The sequence below is a fragment of the Bacillus sp. SJS genome, assembly GCF_000732485.2.
GTDB lineage: Bacteria > Bacillota > Bacilli > Bacillales > Bacillaceae > Metabacillus_B > Metabacillus_B sediminis.
This window is the reverse complement of the sequence record NZ_JAQV02000024.1, coordinates 216604-243462: the sequence shown is the minus strand read 5'-3', so window position 1 is coordinate 243462 and position 26859 is coordinate 216604. Positions and strand designations below refer to the sequence as shown.

The following is a 26859-nucleotide window of genomic DNA, read 5'->3' as shown; positions in this document are numbered from 1 at the left end:
CAGGATATCGGCCACTAGCCTTGAAATATCGGACATTCGCAAGGATATCGGACATTAATAAAAGGATATCGCTCACTCAGATCGAGATATCGGCCACTCCGGCCAGGATATCGGCCACAGCCCCTGTTATATCGGACATTCGCAAGGATATCGGACACTAAAGAAGGGATATCGCTCACTTAGATTGAGATATCGGACATTCGCAGGGATATTGGCCACTTTGAATGGGATATCGCTCACTCGGACCGACATATCGGCCACTCTGCCCAGGATATTGCTCAGAAGATCATATAACTTCTAACTGACGGTCCCGTATCCTTCTAAGTTGGCCCGCAAATCCCCGGACTTGGCCCGCATTCAGCCAAAGTTGGCCCGCAAACCCTCGAACTTGGCCCGTATCCACTAAAAGTAAGCCCGGATTTTCCCAGAATCAGCCCCCAAAAAATTTTCCCGCGCTGATCAAACATAAATACGATTCGTTCTCCTAAAATCGTTCCCGAAAAAAATTCTCTGTCCCTTACACCACCGCTGTAAAGGAGTTTAGGAGCTTATTTGCCAGAGTTCGTCAATAAAATTATAAATATACAGTTGATTTTATTTATATGCGTATTTATAATGGTAACTAATTCAAAGAATGATACGGCGGGTGATGGTTTGAACATAGGAATTGTAGGGTCTACTGGTTATGGAGGAATTGAGCTTTATAGATTGCTAGTGAATCATCCTTATACAGATAAATGTATATTATATACATCCTCTCAAGGAGGCAATCTCTATTCGGATGTATACCCTCATTTGAACAGCATCGAGGATGAACCCTTGCGAAACGTGGACGAAGCGGAAGGAATCGATATCATGTTTATCGCAGCCCCTCCAGGAGTATCGGCTGAATTGACGCCTAAGCTGTTGAATAAAGGGTTTAAAGTGATTGACTTATCCGGAGATCTCAGACTTAAAAACGGCAGCGATTATGAGAGATGGTATAAACGGCCTCCGGCGCCGGAAGAAATTCTGGAACAAGCCGTGTATGGATTATCTGAATTAAACCGGGTGAACATTACGGAAACGAAGGTCCTTTCAAATCCCGGTTGTTATCCGACGGCCTCCTTGCTTGGGCTTGCACCGCTTATTCATCAGCATGCCATCGATCCGGCATCGATTATCATAGATGCGAAGTCAGGTATTTCCGGGGCTGGAAGAAAGGCAGGCCTTGGAACACATTATTCCGAGCTTAATGAGAATTTCAAAGTTTACAAGATTGGAGAGCACCAGCACATTCCTGAGATTGAGCAGCAGCTTGGCCAGTGGATGGGAGAGCCTGTCACAATTAGCTTCACCCCTCATCTTGTCCCGATGACGAGAGGGATTATGGCGACGATGTATGTGACGCTGACCGAAGGAATCAGTACAGAGATGCTGATCGAGAGCTATCAGTCTTTTTATGAGCAGGCTCCATTTGTAAGAGTGCGTAAGCCGGGAAGTGAACCGCAGACGAAGGAAGTAGCGGGCTCAAATTTTTGCGATATTGGGTTAAAAGTTGATGAACGCACGGGCAGGGTTGTAATTGCCTCCGTTATTGATAACTTGATGAAGGGAGCTGCCGGGCAGGCGGTTCAAAATTACAATTTGATGAATGCATGGGATGAACAGACAGGGCTAAGGCTTGTTCCTGTGTATCCATAAAGTCATTAGAAAAGCGAATACATGTCCAGCTGATCTAAGCTGCCTTATAAAAATAAATGTTCGGGAGTGTTGAATGTGCAGGAAGTAATGGAGGCATCCATGACGATTGTAAATCATGGATCTGTCGTATCGCCGAAAGGATTTAGTGCAGATGGGGTCCATTGCGGCCTTCGGTACTCCAAAAAAGATTTAGGCGTCATTTTAAGCGAGGTGCCGGCAAGTGCCGCTGCTGTCTATACACAGAGCCATTTTCAAGCTGCACCATTAAAAGTAACACAGGAAAGCATTTCCGCAGGTAAAAAAATTCAGGCTTTGATTGTTAATAGCGGCAATGCAAATGCATGCACAGGAAAACAGGGTCTGGCGGATGCCTATCAAATGAGACGCGCGTGCGCTGAAAGGTTTGGTATTAATGAATACTTGACCGCTGTTGCTTCAACAGGGGTGATCGGCGAACAAATGAATATGGAGAAAATCCTGGAGGGAATTCCGCTTTTGAACCCGGCAAGCACAAAAGAAAGCGGCCATTCCTTTGAGACAGCTATTCTTACTACCGATACGGGCGTTAAGCACACGGGATTAAAGCTTGCCATCGATGGAAAGGAAGTATGGATTGGCGGGGCAGCAAAGGGTTCAGGAATGATTCATCCGAACATGGCAACCATGCTGGGGTTTATTACCACAGATGCCGCTATTGATTCTGTTCATCTTCAGCTGCTGTTAAGCGAGGCAACAGACACATCTTTTAATCAGATTACAGTGGATGGAGAAACATCCACCAATGATATGGTGCTTGTGCTTGCAAATGGGATGGCAGAAAATGATTTGCTAACCCCGGACCATCCTCAATGGGAGGTTTTCAAAAACGGATTCCAGGAGGTTTGCAAGGATCTCGCCAAACAAATCGCTAAGGATGGAGAGGGCGCGACCAAGCTGATTGAGGTTCAGGTTACCGGTGCTGCTTCCGTTCAGGAAGCTAGAGAAACCGCGAAAAAAGTAGTAGGGTCGAGTCTAGTGAAAACAGCGGTTTTTGGTGAAGATGCGAATTGGGGGCGGATCATTGGAGCTATTGGGCATAGCCGGGCATCCGTCGATCCGGATCAAACCGAGATCTGGCTTGGCGGACAATGTCTGTTCAGCAAAGGGGAACCACAGGATTTTAGCGAGGAAAAAGCAGCAGAGTATTTGAAGCATAAAACCCTTATGATCCGCGTGAGTCTAGCGGCTGGTGATGCGGAAGCAACCGCATGGGGCTGTGATCTCACATATGATTATGTGAAAATCAATGCGAGCTACAGAACGTGAAGGGGGAAAAACAGTGAGGCCAGTCGTGGTGATCAAATGCGGGGGAAGCATTATTTCCGAGCTTTCAGATTCTTTTTTCTCCTCCATTCATTCCTTAAAGAATTCAGGATGGAACGTCGTTCTTGTTCATGGCGGCGGACCTGATATAACCAATACGCTAAAGCAAATGAAGATTCAGACAGAATTTAAGAACGGTCAGCGGAAAACAACAAAGGAAGTATTACATGTCGTTCAGATGACCCTTGCAGGAAAGCTGAATAAACAGCTTGCCGGTGAGTGCCAAAGACGGGGACTTTCCGCAGTCGGTTTATCAGGTCAGGATGCCGGTCTCCTAACTGCCAGGATTCTTGACGAAGAGCTGCTTGGATTGGTAGGGGGAATTGAGAAGGTAAACACGGATGTGCTTGAGCTCTTGCTGAATCAGAATTACATTCCTGTCATCGCTCCCCTAGGTGTTACCGAAGCGTTTGAAACACTGAACGTAAATGCTGATACGGCAGCTGCTGCCATTGCACAGGCGCTAAATGCCGATAAGCTGCTTTTTGTCACAGATGTGGATGGAATTCTAAACAACGGTGAGCTTATTTGCGAAACGGATCCGGCTGAGATCGAAGGCTGCATTAAAAGCGGCATCATCTCAGGAGGGATGATTCCAAAAGCAGAAGCTGCAGTAAATTCGTTATCAGGGACGCTTAAAGAAGTGGTGATCGTAAACGGAAAGAAAGCTTTTCTAAAGGATAATGAATTTTTCGGTACAAAAATTTGTCCTAACAAGGAGGCGGCAGCAGGATGAGTTCTTTATTTCCTACATATGCGCGGTGGAATCTCACCATTGAAGAAGGAAAAGGATCCTGGGTTAAGGATAAGGAGGGGAATAAATACCTAGATTTTATCTCAGGGATCGCGGTGTGCAGCCTCGGCCATCAGTTTGAGCCTGTTAAGCAAGCAGTAGCGGAGCAGCTTGACAAAGTATGGCATGTTTCAAACTTATTCAGGATTGAACTGCAGGAAGAAGCTGCCGGACTTTTAACGAAGCATTCGTTTGCTGATGCGGTATTTTTTTGCAACAGCGGTGCAGAGGCGAATGAAGCAGCGATCAAGCTTGCGAGGAAACATACGGGAAAAGGGAAGATTGTCACCTTCAAGCAGTCCTTCCATGGCCGGACATTTGCCACAATGGCCGCAACTGGCCAGGAAAAAGTCAGGGCAGGCTACGGAGAAATGCTTCCGTTCTTTGAATATTTACCATACAACGATCTAAGTGCACTGGATGAACTTGATGGAGAAAACTGCGCGGCCATTATGCTTGAAATCATTCAAGGTGAGGGCGGAGTCGTGCCGGGAACGGAAGCGTTTTTACAAAAAGTCGAGGAAACCTGCAAAACTTTAGGCTGCTTGCTGATTGTGGATGAAGTCCAAACAGGGATAGGCCGTACCGGTAAATTGTTTGCCCATGAGGGGCTAATAACCCCTGACATCGTCACCTCAGCCAAAGGTTTAGGGAATGGATTTCCTGTAGGGGCGATGCTTGGCAAAAGTGAATGCACTCCTTCCTTTCAGCCTGGTTCGCACGGATCCACCTTTGGAGGCAATCCACTGGCGATGGCTGCAGTGAAGGCTGTTCTTGAAACCGTTCTTGAAGATGGGTTTCTGGATGCTGTTCAGAAAAATGGAGAGAATCTAATGAACCACCTCAAAAGTGAACTGGAGATCCTTCCCATGGTCAATGAGGTTAGGGGAAAGGGAATGATGATTGGCATTGAGTGGAATGGTCCAGTTGCCGGCATCATTTCAGAGCTTAGAGAAAACGGGCTGCTCGTCTTGCCTGCGGGAGAGAATGTCATCCGCCTGCTGCCGCCTATTAATAGTACAGATGAAGAGTGCAGGATGGCTGTTGCCATGCTAAAAGCGGTTCTTGACCTCCATTCCAAAGCAAGCGTCTAAATTTTTTTAAGTAAAAATGAATAAAAATACATAATTATTAATTAATATACAAAAATGAGGTGAATGGAATGAAAGGGTACATCAAGCTTGAAAACGGATTGGAATTAGCAGGGGAGCTTGGAGATGAAGCTCAGCCGGAAACGGAAGGCGAAGCTGTATTTTTTACAGGTATGACGGGTTATCAGGAGGTTTTAAGCGATCCGTCCTATCAGAACCAAATCCTTGTATTTACGTATCCGCTTATCGGAAATTACGGAATCAATTTAGAGGATTTTGAAAGCAAGCGACCACAAATTAAAGGGGCTGTATTTTATGAATGCTGTGAAGCGTTCTCTCATTATGAAGCGGTATACAGCCTGCAAGCGTATTTGAAAAAGTGGAAGATTCCGTTCTTGCATCATGTAGATACGCGATATTTAGTGAAAAACATCCGGTCTTCCGGAACAATGAACGCGAAAATCACGTCAGTTCCAGCAGCCAATGTACCGCCAATTAAACTGCCGGAGCATAGCGGCGGGGAAACGTCTACACATGGAAATGGTATCCAGCATACCGTGCTCATTGATTTTGGATTTAAAAAATCGATCCTGACTGCTTTGATTGAACGCGGCCAAAAGGTTACGGTTCTTCCTTATGAAAAAATGGAGGCGGTGTTTGATCTTCATCCGGATGGCGTTGTTTTTTCCAACGGTCCCGGTGATCCAAAGCAGCTTGCAGGGTATTTATCGGCCGTTAAAAAAATTGCACGTGCCTTCCCGGTACTCGGCATCTGTTTAGGGCACCAGCTCCTTGCTCTCGCCCATGGCGAGGATACCGAAAAGCTGCCATTCGGCCATCGCGGCGCAAATCATCCTGTACTGGACAGGGAAACGGGAAAGGTATTCATGACCTCTCAAAACCACAGCTACGTTGTAAAAAGAAACAAGGGCACTCAGGAGCTAAAAATTCGCTTTGAAAATGTTAATGACGGAAGTGTGGAAGGATTATTCCATCCGGAAAAACAAATTCTTTCCGTTCAATTTCATCCGGAAGCAAATCCTGGACCGCGTGAAAGCGAATGGATCTTTGATGAATACAAAGCGATGATGAATCAGACAGGGAGAGTTGCTATCTATGCCTAAGGATCAAGCCATTAAGCGAGTTCTCGTTATCGGGTCCGGCCCAATCGTAATTGGCCAGGCAGCAGAATTTGATTATTCAGGAACGCAGGCCTGTCTCGCTTTGAAGGAAGAAGGCTGCGAAGTCATTCTAATCAATAATAACCCCGCGACTATTATGACAGACCCGGATATTGCCGATACAGTCTACTTTGAACCGATGACTGCATCTTCAATCGAGAAAATTATTGAAAAAGAAAAACCGGATGGCCTGCTCCCGACAGTTGGCGGACAAACCGGGTTAAATCTGGCACTTGAATTGGACGAAAAGGGTGTACTTGACCGATTTGGAGTCAAACTTCTTGGAACCTCCGCCGCTTCCATAAAAAAAGGGGAAGACAGGGAGCAATTCAGAAAGCTCATGCATGACATGAAAGAGCCGGTTCCTGAAAGCATGATTGTAAATGATGTGGCGAAGGGTGCTGATTTTGCCAAAGAAATCGGATATCCCATCATTATCCGTCCCGCCTATACTCTTGGCGGCAAAGGCGGCGGTATTGCCAGAACGGAGAAAGAGCTTGAACAAATGCTGCTTCATGGATTAGAAGCAAGTCCAATTCATCAGTGCCTGGTGGAAAAAAGCATTGCCGGTTTTAAGGAAGTGGAGTACGAGGTCATGCGGGATGCGGCGGGAACATCGGTCACCATCTGCAATATGGAAAATTTCGATCCTGTCGGAATTCACACGGGAGACTCCATTGTTGTTGCCCCATCCCAGACACTAACGGACAAAGAATACCACATGCTTAGACAGTCGGCTTTAAAAATTATTGGAGAGCTCGGCATCATTGGGGGCTGCAACATTCAATTTGCCCTCGATCCGGAAAGTAAGCAGTACTTTGTCATTGAAGTGAATCCTAGGGTGAGCCGTTCATCCGCTTTAGCCTCAAAGGCAACCGGTTATCCCATTGCCCGGATTGCTGCAAAGCTTGCACTCGGTTTTACCCTAAATGAATTAAAAAATCCGTTAACCGAAACAACTTACGCAAGCTTTGAACCGGCACTTGATTATGTGGCAGTCAAATTTCCGAGATGGCCCTTTGATAAATTCAAAGACCTGGACCGTCTGCTCGGAACAAAAATGAAAGCAACCGGAGAAGTCATGTCGCTTTCCAGAAACATGGAAGCAGGGTTTCTTAAAGCACTTGACTCTCTTGAGCTTGATACAATAGGAGCTTTTTCCCCTGAAATAGCTCAGCAAACGGACGAAGAGCTTGTTCAACTCATCAAGCATGCGGATGACCGCCGGTTTTTCGCCATTGCCGAAAGCATGAGAAGAGGGAGCACCTTGGAGGACATTCATAGCATGACCCAAATTGACCGCTATTTCTTGGCTGTTGTCCAATCCATTATAAAAATGGAACAGGAGATGAACATTTCGTCCGTTATAGAAAAGGAACAGCTTGCACGCTGGAAGGAAAAAGGCTTTTCAGATCCGTCCATTGCGCTATGGGCTGACTGTCAGGAGAATGAAGTCAGAGAGCTTCGCAGAAAATGGGGCATTGAAGCGGTCTATAAAATTGTCGACACATGTGCGGCAGAATTTGAAGCAAGAACGAATTATTTTTATTCGGCTTATTTTGGTGAACAAGAGCTGATTCCGGAGAAAAGCGGGGCAAAACGTGTCCTGATCATTGGCTCAGGACCAAATCGGATCGGGCAGGGAATTGAGTTTGACTACAGTGCCGTCCATGGAATAAAAGCATTAAAGAAAATGGGCTGTGAAGCGATTATGATCAACAGCAATCCAGAGACAGTGAGTACAGATTATGAATTGGCAGACCGGCTCTATTTTGAACCGCTCACCTTTGAATATGTCATGAATGTAATTGAGCATGAACAAGCGGATGCTGTCATCGTGCAGTATGGAGGACAGACGGCGATAAATCTTGCCGAAAAGCTTGAAGAGGCAGGGGTCACGCTGCTTGGAACCGATCATCAAACGCTTTTTAAACTGGAAGACCGCGATGCTTTTTATCAGCTGCTTGACGAATGCGGGATCCCCCATGTAAAAGGATCAAGTGCCCTTACGGCAGAGGAAGCGGAAGCCGCAGCGAAAGAAATCGGATTTCCGATCCTTCTTCGCCCTTCTTACGTAATTGGAGGAAAGGGAATGGTGGTGGCAGAAAATGAAGAGCAGCTAAAAGCCCTTCTCCTAAAAGCAGGGCCGGATGTATTCCCGGTTCTCGTTGATCACTACACCGAAGGAAATGAAGCGGAGCTGGATCTTGTTTCAGATGGGAAAAATGTTTGGATTCCGCTAATTATCGAGCATGTGGAGCGCGCAGGTGTGCATTCTGGTGACAGTATGGCCATCCTTCCCGCTCAATCCTATTCGGTAAAACAAATTCAAACGTTAAAGGACTATGCTTCTTTAATCGCCCTCTCTTTGGGTTACAAAGGAATTATGAATATTCAATTCATCATCGAAGGAGAGCAAATCTATGTCCTGGAAGTAAATCCCCGGGCAAGCAGGACTGCACCGGTCGTAAGCAAAGTGGTGCAAAGCTCCTTGATTGAAGCAGCCACGAAGGCGCTTCTCGGAGGAGAATTAATCGATCAGAGCCATGATGCGGCGTTTACAGCTGTAAAATTCCCTGTATTCTCTACCCATGCTCTTCATGATCAAAAACTGGACCTTGGACCGGAGATGAAATCTACAGGGGAAGGTATGTGTATTGGCAAAAGCCTTGAAGAGGCCCTAAATAAAGTGTTTGACGACGGCAAGGAAAAGAATCTTCTGACGGACGCGCAAACCTTAAGCCAAGAGCAGCTGAAATCCTGTGTATTGTATAGCCCCAACGGCAACGAATCGGCGAGAAAAACTGCACTGGCATATGGACAGCGGGTGCTGACAGAAAAAGAGACGTATTTAGCGTATATAAAAGGGAAGGCGGCAGCTTCAGCAGGGCCGATTCCAATCCAAAGCAGAAAGGAAGTGGGCGCATGCACGCCTTAACGAATGAACAGCAAAGCTTGAAGGGGCAGGATTTTTTAACCCTTTTAGAGCTGGATGCCTATCTCATCCATGCTCTTCTTAATGAGGCAGCGGCTTTGAAAAAAGCACCGATTGAGTCATCTCTGAAAGGTAAGACGCTTGCCATGATTTTCGAAAAATCTTCAACGAGAACACGCGTATCCTTCGAAGCTGGAATGCTTCAGCTAGGCGGGCATGCCCTGTTTTTAAGCAGCAGCGATCTGCAGCTAGGAAGAGGAGAAACCATCGCTGATACCGCGAAGGTACTCTCGTCATACGTCGACGCGATTATGATTCGCACATTCGAGCATGAAAAGGCCGCCGAACTGGCTGCGCATGCTACAGTCCCAGTCATTAACGGTTTGACGGATTTATACCATCCCTGCCAGGCATTGGCAGATTTATTGACGATTCAGGAGCTGAAAGGCAGCTTCTCCGGGAAAAAAATTGCATACGTAGGGGATGGCAACAATGTAGCCCATTCCCTTATGATTGCCTGTGTAAAGATGGGAATGGATTTTACCCTGGCATCACCTAAAGGGTATGAAGCTGATGAATCCGTTATAAAAGAAGTGAAAAACATATCAAAACAAACCGGCTCAAAGCTTGAATTTACATGCTCTCCACAAAAAGCCGCAGCAGGAGCAGATATTCTGTATTCGGATGTGTGGACCAGTATGGGACAGGAAGAGGAGTCAATGAAGAGGCTGAAGGATTTTGAGGGATTCCAGGTGAATGCGGAATTGATGAACTTTGCGAAGCCTGACGCCCATTTTCTCCATTGTCTTCCCGCTCATCGCGAAGAAGAAGTTACCGCAGAAGTGATCGATGGACCTCAATCTGCTGTCTTCCAGCAGGCTGAAAACCGTCTTCATGCTCAAAAAGCTCTTTTAAAAATGATTCTCTGCTAAACGGGCATACTATGCAGGAACATTGATTAGGAGGGTTTGACATGGGACAGCAGCATCGTTTTCGTGAAGGCCAAAAAGCGCCGAACAACGGCATTTATGTAGAAATTGGAGAAACGGGAGATAACGTCATGCATCCAAAGCAAATTAAGCTGAGTGCCGGCGATCATTTTCCTGAAACATCGAATCACAACAGGCAGTGGACTTATAAAAGAAAGCCGTAAGAGTAATCGCGGAAATAGTGAAATACTGAACGCCCACGTGCAGAGAGCAGAAGTTTTTTCTGCCGCGGAGTGATAGGGGCTATAAAGATAGAAATAAAAAAGACCTGTCCAATTGGAAGGTCTTTTTTTGCTTATTAATGCTGATCATTCACAGGCTCATTTGGAATCAAAGCAGCTATAGCGAAGATCAAAATGGTTACAACAACGGATAAAATGGTCGCTGTCATAAAATCGTATGCGCTTCCAACCATTGACGAAGTAACGTAGGTAAGCATATGTACTAACAGAAACGCCCAGAAAAACGTCCAAAAATAACGCAAAATTTTCCCCTCCATTTGCACACAATTCTTCTTTTATGATATCACACATAAATTAGACAATAAAGGTTAGAAATGAAACATTTGTGACAAGGATTTGTCCGTTAGCCATAGAATTTCCTAAAGAGAGGGTGGGCTCCTTCCCACGCCATTTGTTTTCTCTGTCATAAGATAAAGCGGGCACATCTCTGAAAAGGAAAGGCGGTGAGCAGCATGGAAATTTATGATCGTTTTTTTCAGTATGAGTCAGAATGGACGGTTATTCATACTCCTTATCAGCCGAACGGTTTCGGAATATTGATTTTAGGCGATAAAAATCATTTTGTGGATGGGCATACAAGTTTCTGGATGCAGCATCTAGGGCGCAAACAGCTGCTTGCCGCTCTGAGGAAGGCAGGCTTTACTCTCATTCAGTCCAATCTGCATGGCAGCCATTGGGGATCGCCAAAAGCAAGCGATTTGGCAGAAAAGCTCCTGTATCTTTTTCCTAAAAAAGAAATTATTAATGACAAGGTTCACCTTCTGGCAGAGGGCACAGGGGCGCTTGCGGCAATTGAGCTAATGGAAAGAAGCCCTGAGAAGCTGCGCTCAATCGGCCTCTTTAACCCGTGTTTAGATCTGCAGAGCTATTTTCAGGATGAGAAGATGAATAAGCTTTTTTATAAACGCCTTACAAGAGAAATAGCAGCAGCCTATGAAATCGATGAAAAGGAATTGGAGCATTATTCGTTTCGCTCTCTTAAACAGCTTGAATCCACAATTCCGGTTAAGATATGGGACCGGATGAGCGGGACGCCATTCCCCTATCATAAACACAGTAAAGCATTTGAAGAGCATAGAAAAGAACAAGGTTATCCAATCGAATTAATCTTGCATTTGGGCGAGCAGCCATACCGGATCCATCAATCTGTTATTAAGTACTTTTCGCTGCATCAGAAAAATTTATAAAAAAGAGGAAGATCATGATTAGGAGGGAACCCATGAAGAAGTCAGCCGTATTGGGAGCTCAGACGTTTCTTGGTTTCGCACTGTGCATGGAGTGGCTCGAAAAAGGTGTTGAAGTTCTTGCTGTTTATGAACATGGAAAGAACAGTCTGGAAAAACGGCGAATGGAAGAAATGTGGATGACAGTAGGAAGGAACGCGTTAATTGAATTGGTTAGCGTGGAAGAAAATCCTGACTTGACATCGTGTGAAGCGGCGGTTTGTGAAGCAGAGTGGCTGAAGCATCACGATGAAGTTGATTTCCCGCTTCTCATAATTGAGAGGGGAAGCAAAGCCAGAAAAAACGACAGAGACGACACTGCGGTTGTTTATGCAGGGAGTATGTACGGACCATGGCAGCCTGTAACGGAAGAGCTGACAAATTGGAGGGCTGAAGATTTTAAAGTCCCTCCTTTTAAAGATAATCCTGGATTGTATATTGAAGATGCGGCTAAAACAATCGCAGAATTGGCAAGTAGGGATTTCAGAGGCCAATCATTTTATCTCCCGGGAAATGGTGTTCGCAGTGAGGAACTGTATCCTCTCGCTCAGGAAACCTCTTTAAAGGAGGGACTGGAAGAACTGAAGAAGCATATGGAGCAGTATCCTTTTCTTTATGGCTCATCCGCGCTTGTCTGATGGAGGATTTACGAATATAGTAGTAGTAGAAACCCGCTGGACAAGCAGGATTATTTAAATAAAGGAGATACAATAATATGGATCAGCACGAAAAACAAATGGAATTTATGCAGATTGCGATGAAATATTTTCCTGAAGCAAAACAGCAGCTTGATGAACTTGGCCTGGAGCTGTCTATGGAACACATCCAGCCTTTGCTTGGTTTATTCAACAAAGTAATGGCTGAGGCGTATGATTTAGGTAAACAGGACGCTTTAAAATAATGGCTCTGTTAGACTTGGCTATTGATTGCAGCTAGCAGGCGTTCGCTTATCCTGGGGCAGGCGGTGAGCCTCCTCAGCTCTTTGCGCCTGCGGGGTCTCACCTGTCCTGCTGCTCTCGGCACGGAGTCTCACGCCTTCCGCTCCAATCAACAGGTGCTAATAGATCAGCATAATGCTTTAACAAAGCCAAAATAATAGAAAGGCTTGAACCCGGAAAAGGCAGTTCAAGCCTTTTTTTCATTCTTCACTGAATTTCTTTTTTATGATATCCAGCATCGGTGACAGTTTTTTAAACATAGGCTTCATTTCTTTAAGGGACCCCATAATATCATCAACCTGCATCATGATTTTCATGTATTCAAGCTGATCTTCGTCTTCATTGGAATCAGACATCGAATCTTTAGGTGCTTCATCCATTTTTTTATCGATTTTTTCCTGGCGGCTTCCAAACATCAGCTGATCAAACTTGTTTTTTGGGGGACTTGCCATTCTTTTCACCTTCCCGGCAATATAGTTCTGCTGATAATAATCTATGAAGGGGAGACAAATGTGCATGGACGAATGCATTAGTCTTATTGATAAATTAAACGATATGAGCTAAAATTAGTACCAAGTCATAATATATGATGTTAAAAATTTCTATACTAAAGGGGCTGCACATATGAACGCTGGAATTATCGGAATTGGCCGGTATATCCCTGAAAATGTGGTTACAAATCACGACCTTGAGAAACGTATGGATACGTCGGACGAATGGATCCGTACCCGGACTGGAATAGAGGAAAGACGCATTGCAAGCGATGATATTGATACATCTGATATGGCCTTCATGGCTGCTGAAAAAGCACTGATAGATGCCGGAATTACGGCGGAAGAACTGGATATGATTCTTGTAGCAACCGTAACACCTGATCAGCCGTTCCCTTCGGTTGCATGCCGAATACAGGAGAGACTGGGAGCACGCCAAATTCCTGCAATGGATATTAGTGCTGCATGTGCAGGCTTTATGTACGGTCTTGTCACAGGAAAACAGTTTATTGAAACGGGTGTCTACAAAAACATTTTGGTTGTAGGCGTTGAAAAGCTTTCTAAGGTGACAAACTGGGAAGACCGCAATACGGCTGTTCTTTTTGGAGATGCAGCAGGGGCAGCGATTCTTGGACCTGTTTCTGAAGGGAAAGGTATCCTTTCTTTCGATTTGGGAGCAGACGGTTCGGGAGGCAAGCATTTATACCAGGAAGAATTTATTATCATGAACGGCCGCGAGGTTTTCAAATTTGCAGTTAGGCAAATGGGCGAGTCCAGCGTTAAAGTGCTCGACAAAGCCGGATTGACAAAGGCCGATGTAGATATGCTTGTTCCTCATCAGGCGAACATCCGGATCATGGAAGCATCGAGAGAACGCCTTGAGCTTCCGCCTGAGAAAATGTCTAAGACAGTAAACAAATTTGGAAATACATCCGCAGCTTCTATTCCGCTAAGTATTGTAGAAGAGCTGGAAGCTGGTAAAATAAAAGACGGAGATCTGCTTGTCATGGTAGGATTCGGAGGCGGCTTAACATGGGGCGCCATTGCCATGAGATGGGGACGTTAAAAAGATAAACTATTTTAATGGAAAATGAGGTGTCTTCTATATGGAAAAGAAAAGAGTAGTGGTTACTGGACTGGGGGCTGTCAGTCCTCTGGGATTGGATGCTGAAACAACATGGGAAAATGCGATCAATGGCGTTTCCGGAATCAAGCCGCTTACGCGTGTAAATGCGGATGACTATCCGGCAAAAGTAGCCGGAGAAATCACAGATTTTGATCCTGAACAATACATGGATAAAAAAGAAGCAAGAAAAATGGACCGCTTTACGCAATATGCAGTAGCGGCTTCTATGATGGCCGTAAAAGATGCAAACCTTGAAATTACAGATGAAAATGCTCCAAGGGTTGGAGTATGGGTAGGATCCGGAATCGGAGGAATGGAAACATTCGAAACCCAGCACCGGATTCTTATGGAAAAAGGACCTAAACGCGTAAGCCCGTTTTTTGTGCCGATGATGATTCCTGATATGGCAGCCGGCCAGGTGTCCATTGCACTGGGAGCGAAAGGATTTAACGCATGTACAGTGACTGCCTGTGCGACAGGTACGAACTCCATTGGTGACGCATACCGTGTCATAGAGCGCGGCGATGCGGATGTGATGATTTCCGGAGGAGCAGAAGCACCGCTTTCACAAATGGCTTTTGCCGGTTTCAGCTCAAGCAAAGCGCTATCCACCAATCCGGATCCTGCTAAAGCAAGCCGTCCGTTTGACGCAGAGCGTGATGGTTTTGTAATGGGTGAAGGAGCTGGGATCCTAGTGCTTGAGGAGCTTGAACACGCTCTTGCACGCGGTGCTAAAATCTATGCAGAAATCGTTGGCTATGGTGCAACAGGCGATGCTTATCACATTACGGCTCCGGCTCCAGGAGGAGAAGGAGGAGTCCGTGCAATGAGACAGGCAATTGAAACAGCAAATCTTAAGCCGGAAAATGTGGATTACATCAACGCTCATGGAACCAGCACGCCTTATAATGATAAATTTGAAACACTGGCCATTAAAGAAGTATTCGGAGACCATGCGAAAAAAGTGGCAATAAGCTCAACGAAATCCATGACGGGCCATTTGCTTGGAGCAGCTGGCGGAGTTGAAGCCATTTTCGCTGTACTTTCGATTAAGGAAGGAATCATTCCTCCAACCATCAACCTGGAAAATCCAGATCCGGAATGTGATCTTGATTACGTTCCAAATGAAGCCCGCAAAACAAATGTGAATGTGGCTCTCAGCAATTCACTTGGCTTTGGCGGTCATAATGCAACGATCTTGTTTAAAAAATACGAGTAAGTTAGAAGCTGCCGATTGAATCGGCAGCTTTTTGCTATTTAACACTGGTCGTTAAAAAGAAAATTCCCTTCCCACATTAACCCGTCCCTTCATACATTAAAAAAGGGGGGATGAAGATGGGTGTAATTAGAACGGACCAATGGTTTGAAGAAGAGCTGAGCCTGGATGGGCTTGCCAAAAAGCTGAAACCGTACTTCCCTGACCGGAGTGAAAAAGCACTAATAAAGTCATTGCTTCCATTCGGGGTTTACCGAAATAGCCAGTCTGCTCGTAAGACGATGCAAACCATTAAGGAAGAGAAAATCCTGCCCTACATTAAAGGAGAGTTTGAAGCTCTTCGCAAGAAATGGTCTGGTCCGGATGCGCCGGTCTTTATTTTGCCCGGTGATCTATCAAACGGGAAAATAAAGCGGGAGTACGGCGGGAAATCTGGACTCGCTTTTCATGATAAATTGTTTCTGTTTCTGGCTCCAGACGTTCCTAAGGAAGAGATTAAAGCCCTGCTGATTCATGAATATCATCATATTTGCCGGTTAGCCAAGGATCCGAAAAAAGAAAAGGACTATACGCTGGCTGATGTAGTCATTATGGAAGGACTTGCTGAAAATGCCGTCCGGGAACTGCTTGGCGAGGATAAAACAGCCAGCTGGACCAGACTTTATCAGGATACTCAGCTTCGCCAATTTTGGAAAAGGCACATCCTTCCGAACCAGTCCCTCAAGCAGGAGGACCGGCAATTCGATAAAATGATATACGGTCTTGGAATGTACCCGAAAATGCTTGGCTATACAGCCGGGTATTATGCCGTTAAATTCTATATGAAAGATACAGGTTCGATGACGGAGAGTCTTTTCAAAACGCCTTCCGAACGCATAATCAAGGCCCTTAATATAGAGGAGTAAAGGCGAAAGAAAATCCGCCCATAATCTGCAGAAACTGGAATATTTTTTGCTCGTCCTGCCTATACTGATTGACAAACAGATGAGAAGGTGAGGGGTAAGAAATGTTGTTTCTTCATGATGTATGGGTAAATTGGTTTGAGGGAGAAGAAAATGGATACAACGTGTGCCATTTCCACGAATGGCGAAAGGATGACAGTGTTGAGCTTCTGGATCAAGTTCCTTTGCTCAAGGTGAATCAAGTGCTGTTCCGGTATATCGAAAACGATCTTTCCGAGATTCCGCAGAGCCTCCTAAAAGACATTCACCAAAAAGCCTACATCCGGAAAAATCATGAACGAATCCAACTGGATTACTGCTTCGTCGTTACAGATGGACAAGGAATTATTGCAATTGACACAATCGGCTATAGCATCCCTGTACGGAAAAGCCGGTTGATTCCAAGACAGGAACAGCTTGTCTATGAGATGGTGAAAGACGTAGAGGCAGATGATTATCCGTTTCAGGGGCCGCTGCATGGGGAAGAAAAGGAATTTCATATTTTGTCTCTGGCCCCTGATCACATGAGAGGACTGACCCGTAAGGAACGGCAGCTAAAACAGCTTCTATTCATGGCATTGGATCAGCTCCAAACCACAAAAAATACGGCAGAAATAAAATATTGGTACACAGAATGGAATCCGCAGGAGTATGAACAAATCCGTTCCATGGAATTTCAGGATGTCTTCCAAAAGCTATACAGTGAAACCGTAAATGGGTGGTCGCCGAAGCATATGTCGCTATGCGAGCATCTTGTTAAAGGACAACCCTTTTTTGAGAAATTATGGGATACCGAACACGAATCGAAAGTAAATTAAATGCAATGGACAAGCCTCCTGATAACCCCGGCTGAAGACTGGGTGCAGGGGGTTTTTGTGTGTTTAGGCTTACAGTCAGCTTCCAGGTGGTACGATATAATAGAAGATAAAGCGCTTTCTTTATAAAAAAATTCGTTTCAAGGAGGCATAAATATGGCAAAAGCAGCAGACTATGCAAGTACAAAGCGCATAACAGGCAATATTTTTAAAGGATCGGTCGGAAATCTAATCGAGTGGTATGACTGGTATGTTTACTCCGCTTTCGCTGTGTATTTTTCAGCAGAATTCTTTCCAGCAGGAGACTCCACGAGCCAGCTGCTTAATACGGCAGCCATTTTTGCTGTCGGCTTTCTAATGAGGCCGATCGGCAGTCTCATAATGGGAAGATATGCGGATCGTCATGGGAGAAGAGCTGCGCTGACGCTGTCCATCACCATTATGGCAGCAGGATCTTTGATCATTGCCTGTACACCTGGCTACAGTTCGATCGGTGTCATGGCTCCAGTCATTCTTGTTCTTGCTAGGCTTCTCCAAGGTCTTTCACTGGGCGGAGAATATGGTACATCTGCTACTTATTTATCCGAAATGGCCAGTTCGGGCCGCCGCGGATATTATTCAAGTTTTCAATACGTCACGCTGGTTGCCGGACAGCTTACCGCATTGGGTGTTCAAATTATTCTTCAGCAAGTATTAAGTGAACCTGATATGAACTCATGGGGATGGCGCATACCTTATGTAATTGGGGCAATGGGGGCGCTTGCAGTATTATGGCTGCGGAGATCCATGGACGAGTCTGATCAATTCGAAAAAATGGGGAAAGAAAAAAGAACGAATGCAGGGACTCTCAAGGTGCTGATGAAGTATCCGAAAGCAGTATGGACAGTAGTCGGTCTGACACTTGGAGGAACGGTTGCATTTTATACATATACGACATATTTGCAAAAATTCATGATTAATACATCAGGCATTCCAAAAGAAACCGTAAGCTGGATCAACTTTGCTGCCCTTTTTGTCTTTATTATTTTGCAGCCGCTTGCGGGAATGCTATCAGACCGAATTGGAAGAAGGCCGCTGCTCATGTGCTTTGGGATACTCGGAACCATTTTTACCGTTCCAATCTTCCTGCTGCTCGAGCAAACGCAAAATCCAGCAGGCGCGTTTTTGCTTATGATGACGGGGCTTATTATTGTGACCGGCTATACATCCATTAATGCCATCGTAAAAGCCGAGCTGTTTCCTACCCAAATCCGGGCACTGGGTGTTGGATTCCCTTACGCGTTAACCGTTGCAATCTTTGGTGGAACAGCCGAATTCATTGCTTTGTGGATGAAGAGTATGGGAGTGGAATGGCTGTTTTACGTCTATGTCGCTCTCTGTATTGCCATTAGTTTTTTTACTTATTGGAGGATGACAGAGTCATCAAAGGATTCCCATTTGGAATCAGAGCTGAAGGCGGAGAAAGTGGAGATTTCCAATGATTCTGGTCACTCGATGTAAACAAACGGTGATGTCTGGTCTCGCGGCCGGGCATCTTTTTGAGTTTTGGAACAGGGGATTTCTGTTTTGGAGCCACTGAACTGGAGGATTTCAGGAAATTAATAAGTGGAAAAAGGAGCTGTTAATAAGCGCTTCCGCCTTTAGAATTTAGATTGGGTTTGGCTGATTTCCGCTTCAGATTGCTTGCTTTCCGCGGGGCGGGCGGTGAGCCTCCGCGGCGCAAGCGCCTGTGGGGTCTCACCTGTCCCGCTGCTCCCGCAGGAGTCGCGCACCTTCCGCTCCAATCAGCCTAACCATAATTGTTCTGAGTACCTATATAAAATTACACCCCTGGGAAAGCTTTCACAACGTCCAGGGGGGTTCGATCATTTCCTCTCAGTAAGACTTTTTAGAAAGGCTCTTTTTCCCTCAAACCTGCTCGAATAAAAAAAGCCCAGCTAAGCTGAGCTATCTTCAAATTATCTGCGTTTTCTTCCTAATCCCATTGCATTTTCCATCTTACGAAGCATTTTATTCGCTGCGCGATTCGCTCGTTCTGCTCCTTCATCAAGGATACGGTCAAGTTCATCGGATTCCATCAGTTCGTAGTATCTCTCCTGAATCGGAGCAATTTCGTCAACTACGACTTGAGCTAAATCTCCTTTAAAATCTCCATAGCCTTTTCCTTCATACTTCGCTTCCAGTTCTTCAATCGTTAATCCCGTGAAAATAGAGTAGATGGATAGAAGATTGGAAACACCTGGTTTGTTCTCTTTATCAAATTTTACTATGCCTTCCGAGTCAGTCACAGCACTTTTGATTTTCTTCTCGATCTGCTTAGGCTCATCAAGCAGAGTAATAAAAGCCTTTTGATTCGGATCGGATTTGCTCATTTTTCTGAGAGGATCAGCAAGTGACATAATGCGGGCTCCAACTTTTGGTATCCTGACATCAGGCACTGTGAAAATATCATTGTATTTACGGTTAAAGCGCTCCGCTAAGTCCCTTGTTAATTCGATGTGCTGCTTTTGATCTTCCCCAACCGGTACTAGATCGGTTCCGTATAAAAGGATGTCTGCTGCCATTAAAGGAGGATACGTTAGCAATCCTGCAGCAACTGCTTCCTTACCGGATGACTTATCTTTAAATTGCGTCATGCGCTCAAGCTCCCCGATATAAGCAACACACTGAAGCATCCATCCTGCCTGAGCGTGCGCAGGCACTTCCGATTGGATAAACAGGGTCGCTTTTTCCGGATCAAGCCCGATCGCCACATATAGGGCAGCAAGGCTGCGGATGCTTTCGCGCAATTTAGCTTTATCCTGATGAACCGTGATGGCATGCTGATCCACGATGCAGAAATAGCTGTTATAGTCATTTTGAAGCTCAATAAACTGCTTCATGGCGCCGATGTAGTTGCCTAAAGTCACAACTCCGCTCGGCTGAATACCTGAAAAAATGGTTTTCAATAGAAACATCTCCTCTGCTGCATAAATTATGGCTCTGTGTTAAGCCAAACAAAAAAAGGCCCACTCATCCCTGAAGAAGGGACGAATGAACCGTGGTGCCACCCTGATTGCTCTCCGATCCAACGGAAAGCCGCTTAAAATCCTTTAACGCAGGACATACGGCATTGCCTACTTCAATTTCGGCATGCGGCTCAAAAGTCCATTCCACGAAGTTCAATGCCTGATTTCCAGCAGCCTCAGGCTCTCTGCAAATGAATGATCCGTGTACTACTCTTTATCTTCGCCGGTACATTTAACTGATACATATTATAAAAAAGAAATGCTTTTCGTGCAACTATACGTAGTATATGCCAAGCCCGATCAGCATTAAACCCAGCAATGCCAGACTGGCGAATAGAAGAGGAGAAACGGAAAAGGATACGAGCTCAGAAAATGGACGAATACTCTGAGCTTCATCTTTATCCATTTCTTTTCCGTTGATTTTAAAGGCCCTTCTCATCCCATATGTAGCAGCGTCGAAGAATCCGCTTTGTGCCACTGTTCCGAATAAAGAAATAAAAAGGAGTATGCCGCCAACTATAAATGATGAATTAATAAATCCCAGCAAAGTGAGTTCTCTATAGTAGAGAAAACATCCAATAACAGAGACAGTCAACCCGCCAAGGAAAATAAAGGCGCTTTTTTTCATCTGAAATCACCGCTTCCTTATGAATAATACTAGTATAGCCATAATATTTTGTGTGTGGTTCATTATATCTGAAAAGTAGCACACACATTTATATCCCTATATTTTACCATTATGCATAGGGAATCTTACACTCTCTTTACATAAACATTAATTATTTTTTACAGACACCCTGCTTGTCAAGGTTAAGCTAGCAACTTTTAAAAAAATCTCTGAAATATAAAACGAAACAACTAGGTATAAAGAACTATTTTTATAGGCCTGAATTATTAGTATTATTGCATTTGTGTAAATTTTTTTAAAAAAACACATGTACAAATATTTAAAAGCTTGTATAATAATCCTTGTAAGAATTATCAGAAAATAAAAGGGGGTCAAACAAGTGAAAAATTCTAAATTTTCACTTCTAGTAGTACTTACTTTAGTCCTGAGTTTGTTCTTGACTGCTTGCTACGGCGGCAATAAAGAAGGAGCAAGCACTAAGCCTAAGGATACCGGTAATGGCACAAAAGAAGAAACACCAGCTGTACCTCAAGAACTTAAAGTTTTTGAAAGTGCTGAGCTTCCTTCTATGGACAGCGTTATGGCTGAGGATGCAGCAAGCTTCGAAATCATTAATAACGTTAACGAAGGACTTTACCGCTTGGATAAAGACCAAAAGGCTATCCCGGCTGTTGCTAGTGAAGATCCGGTTGAAAGTGAAGATAAGCTGACTTACACAATCAAACTTAAGGATAATGCTAAATGGACAAACGGCGAGCCTGTAACAGCAAACGATTTCGTTTTTGCATGGCAGCGCGCTCTAGATCCTAAAACTGCTTCTCCTTACGGACCATACATGATGATCGGCAAAATCGCTAATGCTGACAAGGTTTATGACCAATCTGCTAAACCTGAAGAGCTAGGTGTTAAAGCGGTTGACGAGCACACTCTTGAAGTTAAACTTGTAAAGCCAATTACTTATTTCAAAGAATTGATGGCATTCCCATCCTTCTACCCGCAAAACAAGAAGTTTGTTGAAGAAAAAGGCGCTAAATTTGGAACAAATGCAGAAAACCTAGTATTTAACGGACCTTTCAAAATGACTGATTGGGGCGGCCCTCAAGCAACTTCTTGGAAGCTTGAGAAAAATGCAGATTACTGGGATGCTGCAAATGTAAAACTAGAAAATATTCAATTCAACGTTTCTAAAGATCCTCAAGCATCAGTAAATGCTTTTGAATCTGGTCAAGTAGATAAAACTCCTAAACTTGCAACTGCTGCAATCATCTCTCAATACGAGGGTGATGATCAAATGCAAAGATTCCTTGAGCCATCTGTATGGTGGATTAAGATGAACCAAAAGAACCCGGCTCTTAAAAACCAAAACATCCGCCGCGCAATTGCACTTGCAGTTGACAGAAAAGCGCTTGTTGACGATGTATTACAAAACGGTTCAATCGTTGCTGACGGTATCGTTCCAAAAGAATTTGCAGCTGATGATTCCGGAAAAGACTTCCGTGAAACAGGCAAATATCTTGAAACAAACAAAGAAGAAGCGAAAAAACTTTGGGCACAAGGCTTAAAAGAGCTTGGCCAATCAAAACTATCCCTTGGATATTTGAGCCAGGATACTGAAACAGCTAAACTTGAAGCTTCTTTCGTGAAAGAGCAGTTAGAAACAACACTTGAAGGTTTGGCAGTTGAAGTTAAGAGTGTACCTTTCAAAATTAAATTGGATCTTGAAGACAAAATGGATTATGACCTATTGAATGGCGGTTGGGGACCAGATTACCAAAATCCAATGACGTATATGGATCTTTGGATCACTGACGGAGCTCAAAACAAAATGGGATATTCTGATCCTAAATTCGATGATTTAATTAAACAAGCTGATAAAGAGACTGACCTGAATAAGCAATTTGAAATCTTCGCTCAAGCAGAAAAAGTTCTTCTTGAAGAGGATGTAGCACTTTCTCCACTTTACCAGCGTTCTGTAAACGTACTTATAAAAGCAAAAGTTAAAGGTCTTGTTCATCACAACATCGGTGGCGAGTACAGCTACCAATGGGTAACAATTGAAGGCGAATAAGTCAATTAAATAGCAAAAACTATTTTTCTATGAACAGTAGAAGAGAGTATAGAAATATACTCTCTTTTTACCTATCGTTAAATTGTCGAAATTTCTTGAATAATGCATTAATTAGGAGGTGTCTGCATCATGACAAAATACATCTTGCAACGTATTGTTTATATGATTATCACATTGTTCATTGTAATATCTGCAACCTTTTTCCTCATGAAACTAATCCCTGGAAGCCCGTTTAACTCTGCAGAAAAACTATCGGAGGAACAGCTTCATATTATGAATGAAAAATATGGGTTGAACGATCCCGTGCCTGTACAATATGCGAGGTATATGGGCGGAATGCTGAAAGGCGACCTGGGTACATCCTTCCAATTTAATAACACTCCAGTAACCACGATCATTTCCGCAGGAATTGGTCCCTCTGCCACTCTTGGTTTGCAGGCCATGTTTTTTGGAACAATTATTGGTATTTTTCTGGGGGTGATCGCAGCTCTTAAACAAAACACATGGATCGATTACGGATCTACATTCTTTGCGGTTGTCGGTAAGTCTATACCATCTTTTGTTTTTGCTGCATTGCTTCAATACTATATTGCACGTGAGCTTGGCTGGTTTCCGGTTATGCTATGGAACGGACCGGAGTACAGCGTTTTGCCGACTATTGCCCTTGCCATGTTCCCGATTTCAATTGCCGCACGTTTTATGCGTACTGAGATGATTGATGTATTAAATTCAGATTATATTACATTAGCTAAAGCAAAAGGTGCCAGCAGCTTTCAAATTTCTGTGAAGCACGCCCTTAGGAACGCACTTATTCCAGTTGTTACGGTACTTGCACCGTTAGCTGTCGGATTAATGACTGGTTCACTTGTTATTGAGAAAATATTTGGTATTCCCGGAATTGGAGAGGCATTCGTAAGATCCATCATGATGAATGATTATTCGGTAATTATGGGAACCTCCATTCTTTTCGCAACATTGTTTGTAGTTGTCATTTTATTAGTGGATATTTTATATGGATTAATTGATCCGCGTATCCGTGTTAGTGGGGGGAGTAGCAAATGATAAACACAGAAAAGAGATCACAGGACTTGTTCCTACCTGCCCCGCTTGATTCTTCAAAAAGCGAACGAATTGAAAAACCAAGTTTGAACTATTGGCAGGATAGCTGGCTGCGTATTAAAAAAAACAAGGCCGCAATTGTTAGCTTAGTCGTCCTGTTCTTAATTATAATCATGGCATTTGCGGGTCCTTTTATGACTCCTCACAGTGCACGTGAGCAAAATACGAAACATGCAAATCTGCCTCCGCGTATTCAAGGAATTGAAAATGTAAGCTGGCTTCCATTTGATGGGCAACTTAAGAAGAAAGATGGCACAGTTATTAATGCTTATCAGACTGAGACGCGTCAAGTTAAAGAATATTACTGGTTCGGAACAGATCAGCTTGGTCGTGACATCTTCGCCCGGATCTGGAAAGGGACTCAAATTTCTCTTTTAATTGCCTTTGTTGCATCATTGATTGATTTACTCGTTGGAGTGGCGTACGGTGCGATTTCCGGTTATGTTGGGGGAAGAGTAGACGGCTTTATGCAGAGGATTATTGAAATCCTTGTGGGGATCCCAAATCTAGTTGTGGTAATCCTTATGATTTTGATTCTAAAGCCTGGTATCATTCCTATTATCATTGCTTTAACTATTACAGGATGGACAACAATGGCTCGTGTAGTACGGGCTTCCGTATTAAGAATGAAAAACCAGGAATTTGTGCTTGCCTCCAGAACATTGGGAGCTTCCAATGCAAAGATTATTTTTCGTCATATGCTTCCAAACATGTTTGGGGTTATGATCATTAATACAATGTTCAGTATTCCGAATGCCATTTTCTTTGAAGCCTTCTTGAGCTTTATTGGATTGGGTCTGCAGGATCCAAATGCATCACTTGGAACACTTGTAAATGATGGATTCAGAAGTATGATCTTATTCCCATACCAAATGTTTATTCCGGCAATTATGATTGCCATACTAATGGTAGCATTCAACTTGATTGCAGATGGATTGCGTGATGCGCTTGATCCAAAAATGCGCGACTAAGGCAGGTGTCCAATAATGGAAAAAGTATTAGAAGTTAAAGACCTTGAAATCTCCTTCCATACGTTTGGCGGGGAAGTTCAAGCCATTCGTAATGTGAGTTTTGATTTATATAAAGGGGAAACCCTTGCAATTGTAGGAGAATCCGGTTCCGGAAAATCAGTAACGACTAAATCTATTATGAGACTGCTTCCTGAAAGCAACTCTGAAATTAAGAATGGCAGCATTCTTTTTGAAGGTAAGGATTTAACGAAGCTGAAAGATAAACAAATGCAAAAAATCCGCGGAAAAGATATCTCGATGATTTTCCAGGATCCGATGACTTCTTTAAATCCGACTATGACAGTCGGAAAGCAAATCATGGAACCGATTATCCGTCACCAAAATCTAAGCCGGGGAGAAGCTAAACGCCGTGCGATTGACCTGCTGAAGCTGGTAGGAATTCCAATGCCGGAAGAACGCTTTAAGCAATACCCTCATCAATTTTCGGGCGGTATGAGACAGCGTGTAGTTATTGCAATCGCGCTCGCGTGCAATCCAAAGGTTTTGATTGCTGATGAACCTACAACTGCTTTGGATGTTACGATTCAGGCGCAAATCCTTGATTTGATGAAAGAACTACAAAAGAAGATTGATACATCTATCATTTTTATTACGCATGATCTTGGTGTGGTTGCCAACGTTGCAGACCGTGTAGCTGTTATGTATGGCGGTAAAATCGTGGAATACGGTACAGCTGACGAGATTTTCTATAATCCTAAGCATCCATATACATGGGGCCTAATCAGTTCCATGCCAGATCTAGATTCGAAGGAAGACGAACTGTTCTCTATTCCGGGAACACCTCCTGACTTGCTTGCACCGCCGAAGGGGGATGCATTCGCTGCCCGTAATCCATTTGCCTTGAAAATTGATTTGGAAGAGCAGCCGCCTTTCTTTAAAATTTCAAATTCTCATTATGTTGCCTCCTGGCTCTATCATGAAAATGCACCGAAAGTTGAACCGCCTGAAGCGGTCAAAAAGAGAATGCGTCAGTTCCCTGAATTGAAGGAGGGAAAATAAGATGGCAAAAGAAAAATTGCTTGAAGTAAAAAATCTAAAACAATACTTTAATAAAGGAAAATCCAATGAAGTCAGAGCAGTAGATAACGTGACTTTTGATATTTTCAGAGGGGAAACCCTCGGCCTTGTTGGAGAATCCGGCTGCGGAAAGTCGACAACAGGCCGTACGATCATACGCCTGTATGATGCTACAGGTGGGGAAGTTTTATTTGACGGGGAGAATGTTCACGGGAAAAAGAGCAAATCCGATCTGAAGAAATTCAATCGAAAAATGCAGATGATATTTCAGGATCCGTATGCTTCGTTAAACCCAAGACTTAAGATCTCTGAAATCATTGCAGAAGGCATTGATATTCACGGGCTTGCTAAAACATCTAAAGAACGGATGGACCGGGTGGTTGAGCTTTTGGAAACGGTAGGTTTGAATCGTGAGCATGCAAACCGTTATCCGCATGAATTCAGCGGCGGACAGCGTCAGCGGATTGGGATTGCACGCGCTCTAGCAGTGGAACCGGAATTCATTATCGCTGATGAGCCGATTTCCGCCTTGGATGTATCCATTCAAGCTCAGGTTGTAAATCTGCTGAAAAAGCTTCAAAAGGAAAAAGGGTTAACGTTTTTATTCATCGCCCATGATTTATCCATGGTGAAATATATCAGTGACCGTATTGGGGTTATGTATTATGGGAAATTAGTAGAGCTTGCCGATGCAGATGAGCTTTATAAAAATCCGATTCACCCTTATACACAATCCCTTCTATCAGCAATTCCTCTTCCGGATCCTGATTACGAGCGCACGCGTGTAAGAAGGGCATATGAGCCTTCTAAACACAAAATACAGCCTGGAGAAGAGATGGAGCTTCGTGAAGTGAAACCAGGACACTTCGTTATGTGTTCAAATGAAGAGTTCGTTCAATATCAAAAACAATATGCTGCTATTGTTTAGTTCATAAAAACGCACGGACCTGGATGGGTCTGTG

General features: G+C 44.0%; 25 protein-coding genes and 1 other annotated feature. Of the genes, 21 read left to right on the top strand and 4 right to left on the bottom strand.

Going from position 1 to position 26859, the window contains the following annotated elements:
* Window positions 1–654 precede the first annotated feature (654 nt).
* From argC to AS29_RS15700, 8 genes are all read left to right on the top strand, one after another.
* Window positions 655–1683: an N-acetyl-gamma-glutamyl-phosphate reductase gene (argC, locus tag AS29_RS15735; protein WP_035409396.1), complete on the top strand. Its 1029-nt coding sequence runs from the start codon at window positions 655–657 to the stop codon at window positions 1681–1683.
* A gap of 87 nt (window positions 1684–1770) precedes the next feature.
* Window positions 1771–2988 carry a bifunctional ornithine acetyltransferase/N-acetylglutamate synthase gene (argJ, locus tag AS29_RS15730; protein WP_035409395.1) on the top strand — a complete coding sequence of 406 codons (1218 nt, stop codon included), beginning with the start codon at window positions 1771–1773 and terminating at the stop codon, window positions 2986–2988.
* 13 nt (window positions 2989–3001) lie between these two features.
* Window positions 3002–3781, top strand: coding sequence for an acetylglutamate kinase (gene argB, locus AS29_RS15725; RefSeq protein ID WP_035409320.1), 780 nt, complete (start codon window positions 3002–3004; stop codon window positions 3779–3781).
* Window positions 3778–4932, top strand: a complete 1155-nt coding sequence (locus AS29_RS15720) for an acetylornithine transaminase (RefSeq protein ID WP_035409318.1) — start codon at window positions 3778–3780, stop codon at window positions 4930–4932. Before argB ends, AS29_RS15720 begins: the two co-directional genes overlap by 4 nt.
* Window positions 4933–5000: 68 nt before the next feature.
* Window positions 5001–6053: a carbamoyl phosphate synthase small subunit gene (locus tag AS29_RS15715; protein ID WP_035409316.1), complete on the top strand. Its 1053-nt coding sequence runs from the start codon at window positions 5001–5003 to the stop codon at window positions 6051–6053.
* Window positions 6046–9048, top strand: a complete 3003-nt coding sequence (locus AS29_RS15710) for a carbamoyl phosphate synthase large subunit (RefSeq protein WP_035409314.1) — start codon at window positions 6046–6048, stop codon at window positions 9046–9048. The genes AS29_RS15715 and AS29_RS15710 overlap by 8 nt, the downstream gene beginning before the upstream one ends.
* Window positions 9036–9977: an ornithine carbamoyltransferase gene (argF, locus tag AS29_RS15705; RefSeq protein ID WP_035409312.1), complete on the top strand. Its 942-nt coding sequence runs from the start codon at window positions 9036–9038 to the stop codon at window positions 9975–9977. Before AS29_RS15710 ends, argF begins: the two co-directional genes overlap by 13 nt.
* Before the next feature lie 41 nt (window positions 9978–10018).
* Complete coding sequence (locus AS29_RS15700; RefSeq protein ID WP_035409310.1) at window positions 10019–10198, top strand: YjzC family protein; 180 nt, start codon at window positions 10019–10021, stop codon at window positions 10196–10198.
* Window positions 10199–10332: 134 nt separating this feature from the next.
* Here the strand turns inward: AS29_RS15700 and AS29_RS15695 are convergent, their stop codons facing one another.
* Window positions 10333–10518, bottom strand: a complete 186-nt coding sequence (locus AS29_RS15695) for a YjzD family protein (RefSeq protein ID WP_035409308.1) — start codon at window positions 10516–10518, stop codon at window positions 10333–10335.
* A 210-nt stretch (window positions 10519–10728) separates the two neighbouring features.
* Between AS29_RS15695 and AS29_RS15690 the strand changes: the two genes are divergently transcribed.
* From AS29_RS15690 to AS29_RS15680, 3 genes are all read left to right on the top strand, one after another.
* Window positions 10729–11463, top strand: coding sequence for a hypothetical protein (locus tag AS29_RS15690; RefSeq protein ID WP_035409305.1), 735 nt, complete (start codon window positions 10729–10731; stop codon window positions 11461–11463).
* Window positions 11464–11495: 32 nt separating this feature from the next.
* The gene (locus AS29_RS15685; RefSeq protein WP_035409304.1) at window positions 11496–12137 is read left to right on the top strand and encodes a hypothetical protein; all 642 of its coding nucleotides are present in this window, start codon (window positions 11496–11498) and stop codon (window positions 12135–12137) included.
* Window positions 12138–12214: 77 nt separating this feature from the next.
* A complete protein-coding gene (locus AS29_RS15680; RefSeq protein ID WP_035409302.1) occupies window positions 12215–12400 on the top strand; it encodes a ComZ family protein in 186 nt (61 codons plus the stop codon).
* A gap of 237 nt (window positions 12401–12637) precedes the next feature.
* Here AS29_RS15680 and AS29_RS15675 read toward each other — a convergent pair whose 3' ends face one another.
* On the bottom strand, window positions 12638–12889 hold the full coding sequence (locus AS29_RS15675; RefSeq protein WP_035409300.1) for a hypothetical protein: 252 nt from the start codon (window positions 12887–12889) through the stop codon (window positions 12638–12640).
* A 172-nt stretch (window positions 12890–13061) separates the two neighbouring features.
* On the opposite strand from AS29_RS15675, the gene AS29_RS15670 reads away from it, so the two are divergent.
* From AS29_RS15670 to AS29_RS15650, 5 genes are all read left to right on the top strand, one after another.
* Window positions 13062–13994, top strand: coding sequence for a beta-ketoacyl-ACP synthase III (locus tag AS29_RS15670; protein ID WP_035409298.1), 933 nt, complete (start codon window positions 13062–13064; stop codon window positions 13992–13994).
* A 40-nt stretch (window positions 13995–14034) separates the two neighbouring features.
* A complete protein-coding gene (gene fabF, locus AS29_RS15665; protein WP_035409296.1) occupies window positions 14035–15273 on the top strand; it encodes a beta-ketoacyl-ACP synthase II in 1239 nt (412 codons plus the stop codon).
* Window positions 15274–15389: 116 nt separating this feature from the next.
* Window positions 15390–16175, top strand: coding sequence for a DUF2268 domain-containing protein (locus AS29_RS15660; protein WP_035409295.1), 786 nt, complete (start codon window positions 15390–15392; stop codon window positions 16173–16175).
* A gap of 101 nt (window positions 16176–16276) precedes the next feature.
* Window positions 16277–17029, top strand: coding sequence for a YjbA family protein (locus AS29_RS15655; protein ID WP_035409293.1), 753 nt, complete (start codon window positions 16277–16279; stop codon window positions 17027–17029).
* A 153-nt stretch (window positions 17030–17182) separates the two neighbouring features.
* Window positions 17183–18526, top strand: coding sequence for an MFS transporter (locus AS29_RS15650; RefSeq protein ID WP_035409291.1), 1344 nt, complete (start codon window positions 17183–17185; stop codon window positions 18524–18526).
* 458 nt (window positions 18527–18984) lie between these two features.
* Here the strand turns inward: AS29_RS15650 and trpS are convergent, their stop codons facing one another.
* Window positions 18985–19983, bottom strand: a complete 999-nt coding sequence (gene trpS / locus AS29_RS15645; RefSeq protein ID WP_035409290.1) for a tryptophan--tRNA ligase — start codon at window positions 19981–19983, stop codon at window positions 18985–18987.
* Window positions 19984–20048: 65 nt separating this feature from the next.
* Window positions 20049–20264 (bottom strand) — a binding site (T-box leader).
* Between the two features lie 44 nt (window positions 20265–20308).
* Complete coding sequence (locus AS29_RS15640; protein ID WP_035409288.1) at window positions 20309–20662, bottom strand: DUF3899 domain-containing protein; 354 nt, start codon at window positions 20660–20662, stop codon at window positions 20309–20311.
* Window positions 20663–21041: 379 nt separating this feature from the next.
* On the opposite strand from AS29_RS15640, the gene AS29_RS15635 reads away from it, so the two are divergent.
* The 5 genes from AS29_RS15635 (at window position 21042) to AS29_RS15615 (ending at window position 26825) form a co-directional block, all read left to right on the top strand.
* Complete coding sequence (locus tag AS29_RS15635) at window positions 21042–22730, top strand: peptide ABC transporter substrate-binding protein (protein WP_035409286.1); 1689 nt, start codon at window positions 21042–21044, stop codon at window positions 22728–22730.
* Between the two features lie 129 nt (window positions 22731–22859).
* Entirely contained in the window at window positions 22860–23792 is a 933-nt protein-coding gene (opp3b, locus tag AS29_RS15630) for an oligopeptide ABC transporter permease (protein WP_035409284.1), read from the top strand.
* Window positions 23789–24820 (top strand): oligopeptide ABC transporter permease, encoded by a 1032-nt coding sequence (gene opp3C, locus AS29_RS15625; RefSeq protein ID WP_051860740.1) that lies wholly within the window; start codon window positions 23789–23791, stop codon window positions 24818–24820. The genes opp3b and opp3C overlap by 4 nt, the downstream gene beginning before the upstream one ends.
* A 15-nt stretch (window positions 24821–24835) precedes the next feature.
* Window positions 24836–25879, top strand: a complete 1044-nt coding sequence (locus AS29_RS15620) for an ABC transporter ATP-binding protein (RefSeq protein WP_035409282.1) — start codon at window positions 24836–24838, stop codon at window positions 25877–25879.
* A gap of 1 nt (window position 25880) precedes the next feature.
* Window positions 25881–26825 (top strand): ABC transporter ATP-binding protein, encoded by a 945-nt coding sequence (locus AS29_RS15615; protein ID WP_035409281.1) that lies wholly within the window; start codon window positions 25881–25883, stop codon window positions 26823–26825.
* The last annotated feature ends 34 nt before the right edge of the window (window positions 26826–26859 follow it).